The organism is Bradyrhizobium sp. UFLA06-24, assembly GCF_054967145.1.
Window position 1 is genome coordinate 1 of record NZ_JADFUE010000108.1, and the last position, 14330, is coordinate 14330.

11 protein-coding genes are annotated in these 14330 nt (G+C 65.4%); all 11 read left to right on the forward strand.

Features of this window, described 5'->3' with window-relative positions:
• Nucleotides 1–1315, forward strand: a 1315-nt coding sequence (locus IF809_RS36485; protein WP_462839923.1) for a helix-hairpin-helix domain-containing protein, incomplete at its 5' end; no start/stop codon positions are given.
• Between the two features lie 216 nt (nucleotides 1316–1531).
• Entirely contained in the window at nucleotides 1532–4027 is a 2496-nt protein-coding gene (locus IF809_RS36490) for a caspase family protein (protein WP_462839924.1), read from the forward strand.
• A 209-nt stretch (nucleotides 4028–4236) separates the two neighbouring features.
• Nucleotides 4237–5232, forward strand: coding sequence for a 30S ribosomal protein S2 (locus IF809_RS36495; RefSeq protein ID WP_128966498.1), 996 nt, complete (start codon nucleotides 4237–4239; stop codon nucleotides 5230–5232).
• Nucleotides 5233–5367: 135 nt separating this feature from the next.
• Nucleotides 5368–6291, forward strand: coding sequence for a translation elongation factor Ts (gene tsf, locus IF809_RS36500; RefSeq protein ID WP_462839925.1), 924 nt, complete (start codon nucleotides 5368–5370; stop codon nucleotides 6289–6291).
• A gap of 61 nt (nucleotides 6292–6352) precedes the next feature.
• The gene (gene pyrH, locus IF809_RS36505) at nucleotides 6353–7069 is read left to right on the forward strand and encodes a UMP kinase (RefSeq protein WP_462839926.1); all 717 of its coding nucleotides are present in this window, start codon (nucleotides 6353–6355) and stop codon (nucleotides 7067–7069) included.
• A 67-nt stretch (nucleotides 7070–7136) separates the two neighbouring features.
• Nucleotides 7137–7700: a ribosome recycling factor gene (gene frr, locus IF809_RS36510; RefSeq protein WP_128966495.1), complete on the forward strand. Its 564-nt coding sequence runs from the start codon at nucleotides 7137–7139 to the stop codon at nucleotides 7698–7700.
• Nucleotides 7701–7712: 12 nt separating this feature from the next.
• Nucleotides 7713–8471, forward strand: coding sequence for an isoprenyl transferase (locus tag IF809_RS36515; RefSeq protein WP_453978707.1), 759 nt, complete (start codon nucleotides 7713–7715; stop codon nucleotides 8469–8471).
• Complete coding sequence (locus tag IF809_RS36520; protein ID WP_453978708.1) at nucleotides 8468–9310, forward strand: phosphatidate cytidylyltransferase; 843 nt, start codon at nucleotides 8468–8470, stop codon at nucleotides 9308–9310. Before IF809_RS36515 ends, IF809_RS36520 begins: the two co-directional genes overlap by 4 nt.
• 4 nt (nucleotides 9311–9314) lie before the next feature.
• Nucleotides 9315–10538 (forward strand): 1-deoxy-D-xylulose-5-phosphate reductoisomerase, encoded by a 1224-nt coding sequence (gene dxr / locus IF809_RS36525; RefSeq protein ID WP_462839927.1) that lies wholly within the window; start codon nucleotides 9315–9317, stop codon nucleotides 10536–10538.
• A gap of 44 nt (nucleotides 10539–10582) precedes the next feature.
• Nucleotides 10583–11734 (forward strand): RIP metalloprotease RseP, encoded by a 1152-nt coding sequence (gene rseP / locus IF809_RS36530; RefSeq protein WP_128966491.1) that lies wholly within the window; start codon nucleotides 10583–10585, stop codon nucleotides 11732–11734.
• 174 nt (nucleotides 11735–11908) lie between these two features.
• A partial coding sequence (gene bamA / locus IF809_RS36535; protein WP_462839928.1) for an outer membrane protein assembly factor BamA occupies nucleotides 11909–14330 on the forward strand: 2422 nt, incomplete at its 3' end.

Here is a 14330-nt window from a genome sequence, read left to right on the forward strand (position 1 = left end):
GGTGAAGAACGGCGTGCCGAAGGGGCAGGCCGAGACCATCTTCGAGCTCTTGGCGAAATTCGCCGACTACGGCTTCAACAAGAGCCACGCGGCGGCCTATGCGCTGGTGTCCTACCACACCGCCTACATGAAGGCGCATTATCCGGTGGAGTTCATCGCGGCGTCGATGACGCTCGATCTCAACAACACCGACAAGCTCTCAGAATTCCGCTCCGAGGCGCAGCGCCTCGGCATCAAGGTCGAGCCGCCGAACATCAACCGCTCGGGCGCCACGTTCGAGGTCGGCGAGAAGACGATCTATTACGCGCTCGCCGCGCTGAAGGGCGTCGGCATCCAGGCGATCGAGCAGATCATCGAGGAGCGGACCAAGAACGGGTTGTTCACCTCGCTCGCCGACTTTGCCGCGCGGGTCAATCCGCGCGCGATCAACAAGCGCATCATCGAAAGTCTCGCCGCCGCCGGCGCCTTCGACACGCTGGAGCCGAACCGTGCCCGCGTCTTCGCCGGCGCGGACTCGATCCTCGCCGCCTGCCAGCGCGCGCACGAGGCCGCGACCATCGGCCAGAACGACATGTTCGGCATGTCGGCGGACGCGCCGACCATCATGCTGCCGCAGATCGAGCCGTGGCTGCCGGCGGAAAAACTCCGCCGCGAATACGACGCCGTCGGCTTCTTCCTGTCGGGCCATCCGCTCGACGATTACGCCACCGTGCTGAAGCGGCTGCGGGTGCAGAGCTGGGCGGAATTCTCGCGTGCGGTGAAGACCGGCGCCACCGCCGGCAAGGTTGCCGCGACCGTGGTGTCGCGCATGGAGCGGCGCACCAAGACCGGCAACAAGATGGGCATCATGGGGCTGTCCGATCCCACGGGCCATTTCGAGGCGGTGCTATTCTCCGAAGGCCTCGCGCAATATCGCGACGTGCTGGAGCCGGGGGCCGCGGTGCTGCTGCAGCTCGGGGCCGAGCTTCAGGGCGAGGACGTCCGCGCCCGCGTGCTGCATGCCGAGCCGCTCGACGACGCTGCGGCCAAGACCCAGAAAGGCCTGCGCATCTTCGTGCGCGATACCAAGCCGCTGGACTCGATCGCCAAACGTCTCGCCGGGCCCGAGGCAGCGCCCTCGAACGGCGCAGCGCCCAAAATCGGCAGTCCCGGCATCGCGCCGCGCTCCAATGGCGACGGGGAAGTCTCGCTGGTGATGATGCTCGACCTCGAGACCGAGGTCGAGATGAAGCTGCCCGGCCGCTTCAAGGTCTCGCCGCAGATCGCCGGCGCCATCAAGGCAGTCGCCGGCGTGGTGGACGTGCAGCAGATCTAGAACGACGGGAAGGGTGGACCCGATCGCGGAAGCCTGAGGCTTCCGCAAGAGGCTGAAGCTGACGTGGAGCTGACGCGAGGCGCAGGGCCCGGGCGGTGCCATGCCGCCGCCTCAATCCGAGCCTTTCGTGACAAAGTGTTTCGTTCAAGTGTCATTCAGCTCGCCACGCGCTTGATGGGCGTTGGCACCTCAACAACAATAGCGGGCAAGCAAGCCATGCGTGGGACGTTCAAAGTCTTCATCTGCCTTCTCCTCCCGATCGCGGTCCTGGCCGCGGGCGTGTCCGGTCCGGTGCGCGCACAGCAGCAGGAGAAGCGCATTGCACTCGTGGTCGGCAACGGCGCTTATGCCAAGTCGCCGCTGGCGACCACGGCCAACGATGCCGGCCTGATCGCGCAGACGCTGCAGGCGGCGGGCTTCGACGTGGTCGGCGCGCGCGATCTCGACGGCGACACGCTGCGCAAGAGCCTTCGCGACTTCATCCAGAAGGCGCAGGCCTCGGGCCCCGGCACCGTCGCGATGGTCTATCTTGCCGGTTATGGCGTGCAGCTTGCCGGCGAGAACTATTTCATCCCGGTGGATTCGAGCATTGCGCGCGACACCGACATTCCGACCGAGGCGCTGCGCATCAGCGACTATGCCCGCCAGCTCGCGGCCATTCCGCTCAAGGCCAACATCATCGTGCTCGATGCGGCACGGGCCCAACCCTTCATCGAGGGCGGCCAGCAGCCGATCGCGAGCGGGCTCGCGCTGGTCGAGCCCGATCCGAACATGCTGATCGCCTTCAACGCCGCGCCGGGCACGGTGGCACCCGAAGAGCCGGGGCCGTACAGCATCTACGCGCAATCGCTGGCCGAGATGATCCGCACCGGCGGATTGTCGTTGCCGGAGGTGTTCGACCGCGTCCGTTTGCGCGTCAACGAGAATTCCAAGGGCGCGCAGGTGCCGTGGGAGGACCAGAAGATCACGGCGCAATTCAGCTTCTTCGATCGCGCTCCCGACGCGCCGCCGCCGCAGGCCGCGCCCGACCGGGTCGCCGCAATCCGCAACAAGCCGATCCGCGATCTCGGCGTGCAGGACGCCTATGCCGCCGCGCTCGAGCGCGACACGCTGCCGGCCTATGAAGAGTTTCTCGCCGCCTATCCCGGCGATCCCCTGGCCAAGCGCGTGATGGCGATCGTGGCGGCGCGTCGCGAGGCGATCACCTGGCGACGGACCTATCGCGCCGATACACCCGATGCCTATTGGTCGTATCTGCGGCGTTATCCGCACGGACCGCATGCGGGTGATGCAAGGCGCCGGCTCGCGATCCTGACCGCGCCGCTCGAGCCGCCGCCGACGTTTACGGTGATGGACTATGACGTGCCGCCGCCGCCGCCGGAGGAGATCGTCTATGTCGATCGTCCGGTGCTGTATTTCAGCGATCCCGTGTTCGATTTCGTGCCGCCGCCGCCGCCGCCGGTCTATTTCTGCCCGCCGCCGCCCCCGGACTTCGTGGTGCTGCCGCCGCCGTTCCCCGTGGTCGGCCTGTTCGTGCTGCCGCAGCCGGTGTTCGTGCCGATCCCGGCCTTCTACAATCCGCCTGTTTATGTCGCGCCGCCGCCGAACAACATCATCGTGAACAACATCCATAACACCACGGTCATCAACACCGTGATCAACCAGGCGCCGCCGCCGCCACCGCCGGGCAATACCACTGCGGCCGTGACCATTGCGGCGAACGGACCTGGGCGCCCGAGCGCGATGACGCAGGTGCCGACGGTCGTGAAGCAGCAGGCGCAGCAGATCCAGGCCAATCCGAATCAGGCCCTCAAGCCGAGCCAGGCGGCGCTCGTCAGCAACCCCACGGCAAAGCCCGGGGCGATGAAGGTGATGCAGGTCCACGCCACGCCGACCACGACCACTCCGTCGACGTCGACGCCACCGCCGGCGCCAGGCCACGCGCTGCCGGTGCCGGGCACCAACAACACGCCACCGCCGCCCGCCGGTGCGGTCCAGGCGCCCAATGGCAAGCCGGCGCCCACGGCGAACGCGCCCGCCAACGGCCAGCCGCCGGTTCATCCCAATACGGTGACCGCACCCGGCAACACGACCGCGCCGGCCAACGCCGCGACCAACCCGGCCGCCAACCAAGCCGCGAAGCCGCCCGTTGCGCAAACGCCGCCGGCCGGTGCAGCCGAACACGGCAAACCTCTGGCGCATGAGCCGGCCGTCACGCCGACCACGACCCCGGCAGGCAAACCGGGCGTGACCACGACCAACGTGACCAATGGGAAGCCGACGCAGCCTTCGCCGCCGGTCACCACGCGGGAGCAGATCAAGCCGCCTGGTCAGAGGCCTGCAACGCCAACGCCCGCGCAGGTCACAAGAACGCCACCGCCGCCACCCGCGCCCCATCCGCAGGCGCTCGCAAGGCCGACGGCTGCGCCTCCGCCGCACGTGGCACCGCCTCCGCCGCGGGTAGCGCCTCCGCCGCCGCGGATGGCTGCGCCGCCCCCGCCACCGCGCCCGCCAGTTGCCGCCGTGCGGCCCCCGCCACCGCCGATGGCTCGGCCCGCGCCGCCGCCGCCTGTGGCCCGGCCGGCGCCCCCACCGCCGCCGCGGATGGCGGTCGCGCCACCGCCGCCGCCGCGACCGGCCGCCCCGCCGCCGAGGCCGCCCGCGCCGCCGCCTGCGGCGAAAAAATGCCCGCCCGGCCAGCCCAGGTGCTAGCGGACAGGGTCGGAATGGCCTGATCGGGCCTTTCGGGAGCGGTCAAGCCCCGAAAGGCCCTTATTTCCTTGCTTCTGGCCGAAATGGCGCTATATAGCGCGCCATCTCACACGGAAGCATGGCTCTCAAGGCCGTCCGGTGGCAGCCGGGGCGACATCGCTCCGTTTTGCTCACACGCTTCCGGAGGAACCAACCGGAGAATTCAAACGATGGCACTTCCCGATTTCACTATGCGTCAGCTGCTCGAAGCTGGCGTGCACTTTGGTCACCAGTCGCACCGCTGGAATCCGAAAATGGCTCCGTTCATTTTCGGCACCCGTAACAACATCCACATCGTCGATCTCGCCCAGACCGTGCCGATGCTGCACCAGGCCCTGCAAGCCGTCAGCGACACGGTGGCCAAGGGCGGCCGCATCCTGTTCGTCGGCACCAAGCGCCAGGCGCAGGACGGCGTCGCCGACGCGGCCAAGCGCTGCGCGCAGTATTTCGTCAATTCGCGCTGGCTCGGCGGCACGCTGACCAACTGGAAGACGATCTCGGCCTCGATCAAGCGCCTGCGTCATCTCGACGAAGTGCTGGCCGGCGGCGAGGCCAATTCCTACACCAAGAAGGAGCGCCTGACGCTTCAGCGCGAGCGCGACAAGCTCGACCGCTCGCTCGGTGGCATCAAGGACATGGGCGGTCTGCCGGACATGATCTTCGTGATCGACACCAACAAGGAAGACATCGCGATCCAGGAAGCCCAGCGGCTGAACATCCCGGTCGCGGCGATCGTCGACACCAATTCGGACCCGAAGGGCATCACCTATGTGGTCCCCGGCAATGACGACGCCGGCCGCGCGATTTCGCTCTATTGCGACCTGATCGCCCGTGCGGCGATCGACGGCATCTCGCGCGCCCAGGGCGATTCGGGCATCGATGTCGGCGCCTCGGCGCGTCCGCTCGCCGAAGAGCTGCCGGCGCCGTCCTCGAGCGGCTTCCAGGGCCTTGCCGGTCCCCGCGGCACCGCCGACGATCTCAAGAAGCTCCCCGGCGTTTCGGGTGCGATCGAGAAGAAGTTCAACGATCTCGGCATCTTCCACTACTGGCAGCTCGCCGAGCTCGACCACGACACCGCGCACACGATCGGCGAAGAAGTCGGTCTGCCGAGCCGCGCGGATGCGTGGGTGGCCAAGGCCAAGGCGCTGACCGCGGAAGCGGAATAGTCAGAACGAGCGATGCGTTGGCCGGATAGGATCTGGCCGCCATTTCATTCAGTTGACGCGAATTCCTGAGATGGACCGCGGCGGGGCAGTTGGGCCACGCCGCGGCAAACCGGCAGGCAAGAAGGATTTTCAACGATGGCAACGATCACTGCTGCGATGGTCAAGGATCTGCGCGAGTCCACCGGCGCAGGCATGATGGACTGCAAGGCCGCGCTGACCGAGAACGACGGCAACATGGAAGCGGCGCAGGACTGGCTGCGCAAGAAGGGCCTGTCGAAGGCCGCCAAGAAGTCGGGCCGCGTCGCGGCCGAGGGCCTCATCGGCGCGCTCACCAAGGCAAACAAGGGCGTCGTGGTCGAGGTCAACTCCGAGACCGACTTCGTCGCGCGCAACGGCCAGTTCCAGGGCCTGGTCAAGATGGTCGCCCAGGTCGCTTTCGACGTTGGCGCGGACGTCGAGAAGATCAAGGCCGCCAAGGTCGGTGACGTCACGGTGGAAGCTGCGATCAGCGACGCGATCGCCACCATCGGCGAGAACATGACGCTGCGGCGAGCGGCTTCGCTCGAAGTGAGCCAAGGCGTGGTGTCGAGCTATGTCCACGGTGCGGTCGTCGACGGCGCCGGCAAGATGGGCGTGATCGTTGCGCTGGAATCGCCCGGCAAGGCCGACGAGCTCGCAGCGCTCGGTCGCCAGATCGCGATGCACGTCGCGGCTGCCAACCCGCTTGCGCTCGATCCGTCCGGTCTCGATCCGGCGGTCGTGAAGCGCGAGAAGGACGTGCTCGCCGACAAATATCGCCAGCAGGGCAAGCCGGAGAATGTGATCGAGAAGATCGTCGAGTCCGGCCTGAAGACCTACTACAAGGAAGTCTGCCTGCTCGAGCAGGCCTTCATCCACGACACCGGCAAGTCGGTCGCGCAGGCGCTGAAGGAAGCCGAAGGCAAGGTCGGCGGCACCGTGAAGATCGCGGGCTTTGTACGCTATGCTCTCGGTGAGGGAATCGAGAAGCAGGAATCCGACTTCGCGGCCGAAGTCGCGGCGGCCAGCGGCAAGAAGTAAGCGCCGGAACACCTCCTTCCGGCGTGCCGCCGGAAGCGGCGCCCGGACAAGGAAAGTGCTGATGACTGATCCGGTCTATCGTCGCGTCGTGATCAAGCTGTCCGGCGAATATCTCGCGGGACAGCAGGGTTTTGGCATCGATCAGCCGACCATGGACCGGGTGGCGGACGATCTGATCGTCGCCCGCCAGCTCGGATGCGAGGTCGCCGTCGTGATCGGCGGCGGCAACATCTTTCGCGGCGTCGAGGTCTCCTCGCGGGGCGTGTCACGCCCCACGGGCGACACCATGGGCATGCTCGCTACCATGATGAACTGTCTCGCGCTCGAAGCCACGATCGAGCGCAAGGGCGCGCCGGCGAGGGCGCTCTCGGCGTTCGTCATGCCCGAGGTCTCCGAGCTGTTCACCCGCACTGCGGCGCACAAATATCTCGCCGAAGGCCGGATCCTGCTGCTCGGCGGCGGAACCGGCAATCCGTTCTTCACCACGGACACTACCGCGGTGCTGCGCGCCGCCGAGATCGGTGCCCAGGCGGTGCTGAAGGCGACGAATGTCGACGGTGTCTACTCGGCCGATCCGAAGAAGGACCCATCCGCCACCCGGTTCGACCGCCTGACCCATTCGCAGGCGATTGAGGGCGGCTACAAGGTGATGGATGCGACCGCCTTCGCACTTGCCCGCGAGACGTCGCTGCCTATCATCGTATTTTCGATCGCGGAACCCGGTTCGATCGGCGCGATTCTGCGCGGCGTCGGCCACGGGACTGTCGTCGCCGGCTGACGGCTCATCTGGTGCGCCCCGAAGTGGGGGCGCGGTGAGGTCGCCGGGATATTGAAGGAGAAACGTGATGGCCACGGGTAATTTCGACCTCAACGAAGTGAAGCGCCGCATGCAGGGCGCGGTCGCATCGCTCAAGCACGAGCTTGGCGGCCTGCGGACGGGCCGCGCATCGGCCTCGATGCTGGATCCGGTGCAGGTCGATGCTTATGGCAGTCATATGCCACTCAATCAGCTCGCCACCGTCAGCGTGCCGGAGCCGCGCCTGATCTCGGTGCAGGTCTGGGACAAGTCGATGGTCAAGGCGGTGGAGAAGGCGATCGTCGATTCCAATCTCGGCCTGTCGCCGGCGACCGAAGGTCAGGTGCTGCGCCTGCGCATTCCCGAGCTCAACGAGGAACGCCGTAAGGAGCTGGTCAAGGTCGCGCACAAATACGCCGAAGCCGCCAAGGTCGCTGCGCGTCACGTCCGCCGTGACGGCCTGGATGTCCTGAAGAAGCTCGAGAAGAATCACGAGATGTCGGAGGACGATCAGAAGCGTCACGCCGACGAGGTGCAGAAGGCCACCGACAGCACCATCACCGAGATCGACCAGCTGCTGGCTGCCAAGGAAAAAGAAATCCTCACGGTTTAAGGCTTCTTTTCCATGCCCAACGCCGCCGCGCCCGCAACGGAAGGACCCGACCGGTCCGAGGCGCCTGCGCATGTCGCCATCATCATGGATGGCAACGGGCGCTGGGCAGCCGCGCGCGGTCTGCCGCGGGCGGAAGGGCATCGCCGCGGCGTCGAAGCCTTGCGGCGCGTGGTGCGCGCCTCGCATGAACTCGGCATCCGCTACCTCACCATCTTCTCGTTCTCCTCGGAGAACTGGTCGCGTCCCGCGAGCGAGATCGGCGATCTTTTCGGCCTGCTCAGGCGCTTCATTCGCAACGATCTCGCAAGCCTTCATCGCGACGGCGTCAAGGTGCGCATCATCGGTGAGCGGGACGGGCTCGAGGGCGACATCTGTGCGCTGCTCAACGAGGCCGAGGAATTGACGCGCGACAACACGCGCCTCACCCTCGTGGTCGCCTTCAATTACGGCTCGCGCCAGGAGATTGCGAAAGCGGCGCGGAAGCTCGCTCGCGAAGTCGCGGACGGCAAGCGCGATCCCGATACGATCGACGCCGATGCGCTCGGCGCCCATCTCGATGCGCCCGACATTCCCGATCCCGATCTCATCATCCGCACCAGCGGCGAGCAGCGCCTGTCGAATTTCCTGATGTGGCAGGCCGCCTATAGCGAACTCGTGTTCGTACCGGTCCACTGGCCCGATTTCGACAAGGCGGCGCTCGAAAGCGCGATCGCAGAATTTGCCAGGCGCGAGCGCCGTTTCGGCGGCCTGGTCGCGAAATCAGCCTCGTGAGCGAACCCGACGCCGAAGCCGCGGGCGCCAAGCCCGCCCCGAGCAATCTGGTGATGCGAGTCCTCGCAGCGCTGGTGTTGGCGCCGCTGACGATTGCGCTCGCTTACGCCGGCGGTTGGCTGTGGGCGCTGCTCGTGACGCTGGTGTCGATCGGGCTGTTCGCGGAATGGCTCATGGTGGTCGGAGCTGGCTCGACCGCGTTGACCGGGGCAGGGACGTTCGTCATCGCCGCGATGGGATTGTGCGTTGCCGCCGGTGCGCTCAAGACCGCCGTCGTCGTCGGCTGCGTCGGCGGGGCGATCATCACGATGATCGCGCGCGGCAGGTTCATTTGGGCTGCGACGGGATTTGCGTATGCAGCGGCGGCGCTGCTGGCCTCGATCCTGCTGCGGAAGGATCTCGTCAACGGCTTTTCGGCGCTGATGTTCGTGCTGCTGGTGGTGTGGGCGACCGATATCGGCGGTTATTTCGCCGGCCGCAGCATCGGCGGACCGAAGCTATGGCCGCGTGTCAGCCCGAAGAAGACCTGGGCCGGTGCATTCGGCGGTTTTGCGGCGAGTCTTGCGGTTGCGAGCAGCTTTGCGGCATTCGGCATCGGGAGGGCCGTCCCGCTGCTCCTCGTCAGCGCCATCCTTTCGGTGGTATCGCAACTGGGCGATCTGTTCGAATCCGCCGTGAAAAGGCACTTCGGCGTCAAGGATTCCAGTCACTTAATTCCCGGCCATGGCGGGCTTCTGGACCGCCTGGACGGCTTTGTCGCCGCCATTCTGGTGGCATGGATGATCGGCTTTCTCCGCCATGGTGTGCATAGCGCCGGAAGCGGTCTTATGGTTTGGTGAGGATATGAGCGCAGTCCCTTTGCGTAACAACAAGCTCGCTGCGTCCGACATTCGCAGCGTCACGGTTCTCGGTGCTACCGGCTCGATCGGCGACAGCACGATGGATCTGTTGCGGGCTTCGCGCGAGCGCTATCGCGTCGAAGCCTTGACGGCGAACAGCAATGTCGAGGCGTTGGCGAATCTGGCGAAGGAATTTTCCGCGCGCTTCGTGGCGATCGCAGACAGCACCAAGCTTGGCGAGCTCAAGTCCGCACTTGCGGGCACGAGCACGGAGTGCGGCGCCGGCGAAAGCGCTGTCATCGAGGCGGGCGCGCGTCCGGCCGATTGGGTGATGGCCGCGGTGAGCGGTGCGGCCGGGTTGAAGCCGGCTTTGGCCGCTGTCGATCGCGGCGCCCATGTTGCGCTGGCCAACAAGGAATGCCTGGTTTGTGCCGGCGATTTCTTCATGCAGCGCGCGGCGAAAGCGGGCGCCTGCATCCTGCCGGCCGATTCCGAGCACAACGCGCTGTTTCAGGCGCTGGCATCGGGCAATCGCGATGAGCTGGTGCGCGTGATCATCACCGCCTCCGGCGGTCCATTCCGGACCTGGAAGAGTGCCGACATCGAGCAGGCGACCCTGGAGCAGGCCCTGAAGCATCCGAACTGGAGCATGGGTCAGAAGATCACGATCGATTCCGCTTCCATGATGAACAAGGGCCTCGAGGTGATCGAGGCGTCGTACCTGTTCGCGCTCTCGCCCGACGAGATCGACGTGCTGGTGCATCCGCAGTCGATCATCCATGGCATGGTCGAGTTCTCCGACCGCTCCGTGGTGGCCCAGCTCGGATCGCCCGACATGCGCACGCCGATCGCCCATTGCCTCGGCTGGCCCGACCGGATCAAGGGGCCGGCGGCAAAGCTCGATCTGGCCAAGATCGGGCAGTTGACCTTCGAGGCACCTGACTTCGAACGGTTTCCCGGGCTTCGCCTCGCGTTCGATTCGCTCCGGCACGGGAAGGGAGCGACAACCGTCTACAACGCCGCCAACGAGGTCGCGGTCGCGGCCTTCATCGCCGGCAAGATCCGCTTCGGCGCGATTGCCCGGCTGGTCGAGGCGACGCTGGAGGACTGGATCCGAGGCGGAAACCACGGCCCCATGACCTCAGCGGATGATGCAATCTCCGTTGACCATGTTTCGCGAAATAAAGCTGCCGCCCTATTGCCTCAAATTGCCTTAAAGGCATCCTAGATGGTTCGGGGCCAGGGCCTTGCGGCGCTGGATGAGGGAATTCGATGATCGACTTTTTTACCCATAGTTTCAACACGTTGAGCCATGGGCTCCTCGGCTACGTCGTTCCCTTCCTCTTCGTCCTGACCATTGTCGTGTTCTTCCATGAACTCGGCCATTTCCTGGTCGCGCGCTGGGCTGGCGTGCGGGTGCTGACCTTTTCGCTGGGTTTCGGACCTGAGCTGGTTGGGTTCAACGACCGCCATGGCACCCGCTGGAAGATCTCGGCGATCCCGCTCGGGGGGTACGTCAAATTCTTCGGCGACGAGAGCGAGGCCTCCACGCCGTCGGCCGAGGCGCTCGCCGCCATGACGGCCGAGGAGCGCGCCGGCAGCTTTCATCACAAGAAGGTTGGCCCGCGCGCGGCCATCGTCGCCGCCGGTCCTGTCGCCAATTTCATCCTCGGCGCGCTGATTTTCGCGGGCATGGCGCTGTATTACGGCAAGCCGAGCACGATCGCCCGTGTCGACGGCGTCGTCGCCGATGGCGCTGCGGCGGCCGCCGGCTTCAAGGTCGGTGACGTCGTGGTCCAGATCGACGGCAAGCCGATCGAGAGCTTTGCCGACATGCAGCGGATCGTCGCGACGAGCGCCGGTTCCGCGCTGGTTTTCCAAGTGAAACGTGATGGTGCGATCGTGTCGCTGACCGCGACACCGGCGCTGCTCGAGCGCAAGGATCCGTTCGGAAACCGCCACCAGGTCGGCGTGCTCGGCGTCGAGCATAAGTCCCAGGCCGGTGAGGCTTCGACCGCCCCGGTCGGCGTCGGCGAGGCGCTCAAGATCGGGGTCGAGCAGGTCTGGTTCATCATCACCAGCACCTTCAAGTTCCTGGGCTCGCTGTTCGTCGGGCAGGGTAATCCGAACGAGGTCAGCGGCGTCCTCGGCATCGCCAAGATGTCGGGGCAGGCGGCCAGTGCCGGGTTCCAGTTCGTGATCAATCTCTGCGCCGTGCTGTCGGTCTCGATCGGCCTGTTGAACCTGTTCCCGATCCCGCTGCTCGATGGCGGTCACCTTTTGTTCTACACGGCCGAGGTGGTCCGGGGCCGTCCGCTGTCGGAGCGCACCCAGGAAATGGGTTTCCGAATCGGACTAGGCCTGGTGCTGATGCTGATGGTGTTTGCCACCTACAACGACATCCTTCGAATGGCGGCGTCCTGATAGGGGCTTTTTTGTGGCGTTGCTCTTGGGCAACGTCTTGGAGTGAAATTGAAATTACGGCGCGCTCGGCCGTTTGCGGCGTCGGGGAAATTGGCTACAAGCGGCTAGAACTTGGGGAATCTCCCAGACCGGCTTTGGGGTTGGTCTGGTACGTTGATAAGGGCGCGTTGCGCAATGAAGTTTGGACTGCGACTCCGGGGGGGCTTGCTCGCAACCCTGATCATGTTCGGCGCGCCGGTGGTTGCCCCGGTTGGGGCTGTTTTGGTGTCTTCGTCTGCGCTCGCCCAGACCGTGCAGTCGATTTCCGTCGAAGGGAATCGCCGCGTCGAGGTGGAGACGATCCGCTCCTACTTCAAGCCTGGCCCTGGTGGTCGCCTCGATCAGGGCGCCATCGATGACGGCCTCAAGGCGCTGATCGAGACCGGCCTGTTCCAGGACGTGAAGATCAACCGCGGTGCCGGCGGCCAGATCATCGTCTCCGTGGTGGAAAACCCGGTGATCGGCCGCGTTGCCTTCGAGGGCAACAAGAAGATCAAGGACGAGCAGCTCACCGCCGAAGTCCAGTCCAAGGCCCGTGGCACCTTCTCCCGCGCCATGGTGCAGTCGGACACGCTGCGAATCGCAGAGATCTATCGCCGCTCCGGCCGCTATGACGTGACCGTCACGCCTGAGATCATCGAGCAGCCGAACAACCGCGTCGATCTCGTCTTCACGATCAACGAAGGCGCCAAGACCTCGGTCAAGTCGATCGAGTTTATCGGCAACAACGCGTTCTCGTCCTACCGCCTCCGGGACGTCATCAAGACGCACGAATCGAACCTGCTGAGCTTTCTCTCGAGCGGTGACATCTACGATCCCGATCGCGTCGAGGCCGACCGCGACCTGATTCGCCGCTTCTACCTGAAGAACGGCTTCGCCGACGTTCAGGTCGTGGCCGCGCTCACCGAGTACGATCCGGAGAAGAAGGGTTTCAACGTCACCTTCAAGATCGAGGAGGGCGCGCAGTACCGCGTCGGCACCGTCGATTTCCGCACCAGCATCCCGAATTTCGATGCGAGTTCGCTGCGCAGCTTTTCGCGCGTCAATGTCGGCTCGCTCTACAACGTCGAATCGGTCGAGAAGTCGGTCGAGGAGATGCAGATCGAAGCCTCGCGCCGCGGCTATGCCTTCGCGGTGGTGCGTCCGGGCGGCGATCGTAACTTCGATGCGCACACCGTCTCCGTCGTGTTCAACATCGACGAGGGTCCGCGCACCTATATCGAGCGCATCAACATCCGCGGCAACACCCGCACGCGTGACTACGTGATCCGCCGCGAATTCGATATCTCCGAGGGCGATGCCTACAACCGCGCTCTGGTCGACCGCGCCGAGCGCCGCCTGAAGAACCTCGATTACTTCAAGACCGTGAAGATCACGACGGAGCCTGGCTCCTCCAGCGATCGTGTGGTGCTGATCGTCGATCTCGAGGAGAAGTCGACCGGCGACTTCTCGATATCGGGCGGTTACTCCACCACCGACGGTGCGCTTGCCGAAGTCTCGATCTCCGAGCGCAACCTGCTCGGCCGCGGCCTGTTCGCCAAGGCGTCGGTCACCTACGGCCAGTACGCGCGCGGCTATTCGCTGTCGTTCGTCGAGCCCTATCTGCTCGACTACCGCGTCGCGCTGGGTCTCGACCTCTATCAGCGCCAGCAGCTGTCCAACAGCTACATCTCCTACGGCACCAAGACGCTCGGCTTCTCGCCGCGCCTCGGCTTCTCCTTGCGTGAAGATCTGGCCCTCCAGGTGCGCTACTCGGTCTATCAGCAGGAAATCACGCTGCCGAGCATCCTGGCGAACTGTAACAACAACATTGGTACGGCTGCCTTCAATCCGAGTCCGGCGTTTGCCAATGCCAACGGTCTGACGCTGGATCCGTCGACCAACGGCCTCGGCTGCTACAGCGACGGCGAAGCCTCGCTGCCGGTCCGCAGGGAGCTGGCGAACGGCAAGACGCTGACTTCGGCGCTGGGCTACACGCTGACCTACAACACGCTCGACAACAACAAGAACCCGACCGACGGCCTGCTCATCGACTTCAAGCAGGACTTCGCCGGCGTCGGCGGCGACGTCACCTACCTGAAGACCGCCGGCGATGCGAAGTACTACCAGTCGCTGGTGTCGGATCTCGTCGGCCTCGTCCACCTCCAGGGCGGCGTCCTGACCAAGATGGGCAGCGATCTGCGCATGCTCGACCACTTCCAGATGGGGCCGAATCTCGTTCGCGGCTTCGCCCCGAACGGCATTGGTCCGCGCGACCTCAACCCGTATGGCACGCAGGACGCGATCGGCGGCACGAAGTACTGGGGCGCTTCGCTCGAACTGCAGATGCCGTTCTGGTTCCTGCCCAAGGAAGTGGGTCTGAAGGGCGCCGTCTATGCCGACGCCGGTGGTCTCTACGATTACCAGGGTCCGACGACGTGGTCGGTAACCAACGAAATGACCACGCCCAAGAATTCGACCTGCACGCCGTCGACGGTCAATCCGGCGACGCCCGGCACCTGTACCGGCCTGATCTACGACGACAGCAAGGTCGTCCGGTCGTCAGTCGGTGTCGGCC

Bases quoted from the DNA above. Each gene is read 5' to 3' on its own strand.
- IF809_RS36490 (WP_462839924.1), top strand. From the start codon at position 1,532: ATGCGTGGGACGTTCAAAGTCTTCATCTGCCTTCTCCTCCCGATCGCG.
- IF809_RS36495 (WP_128966498.1), top strand. From the start codon at position 4,237: ATGGCACTTCCCGATTTCACTATGCGTCAGCTGCTCGAAGCTGGCGTG.
- tsf (WP_462839925.1), top strand. From the start codon at position 5,368: ATGGCAACGATCACTGCTGCGATGGTCAAGGATCTGCGCGAGTCCACC.
- pyrH (WP_462839926.1), top strand. From the start codon at position 6,353: ATGACTGATCCGGTCTATCGTCGCGTCGTGATCAAGCTGTCCGGCGAA.
- frr (WP_128966495.1), top strand. From the start codon at position 7,137: ATGGCCACGGGTAATTTCGACCTCAACGAAGTGAAGCGCCGCATGCAG.
- IF809_RS36515 (WP_453978707.1), top strand. From the start codon at position 7,713: ATGCCCAACGCCGCCGCGCCCGCAACGGAAGGACCCGACCGGTCCGAG.
- dxr (WP_462839927.1), top strand. From the start codon at position 9,315: ATGAGCGCAGTCCCTTTGCGTAACAACAAGCTCGCTGCGTCCGACATT.
- rseP (WP_128966491.1), top strand. From the start codon at position 10,583: ATGATCGACTTTTTTACCCATAGTTTCAACACGTTGAGCCATGGGCTC.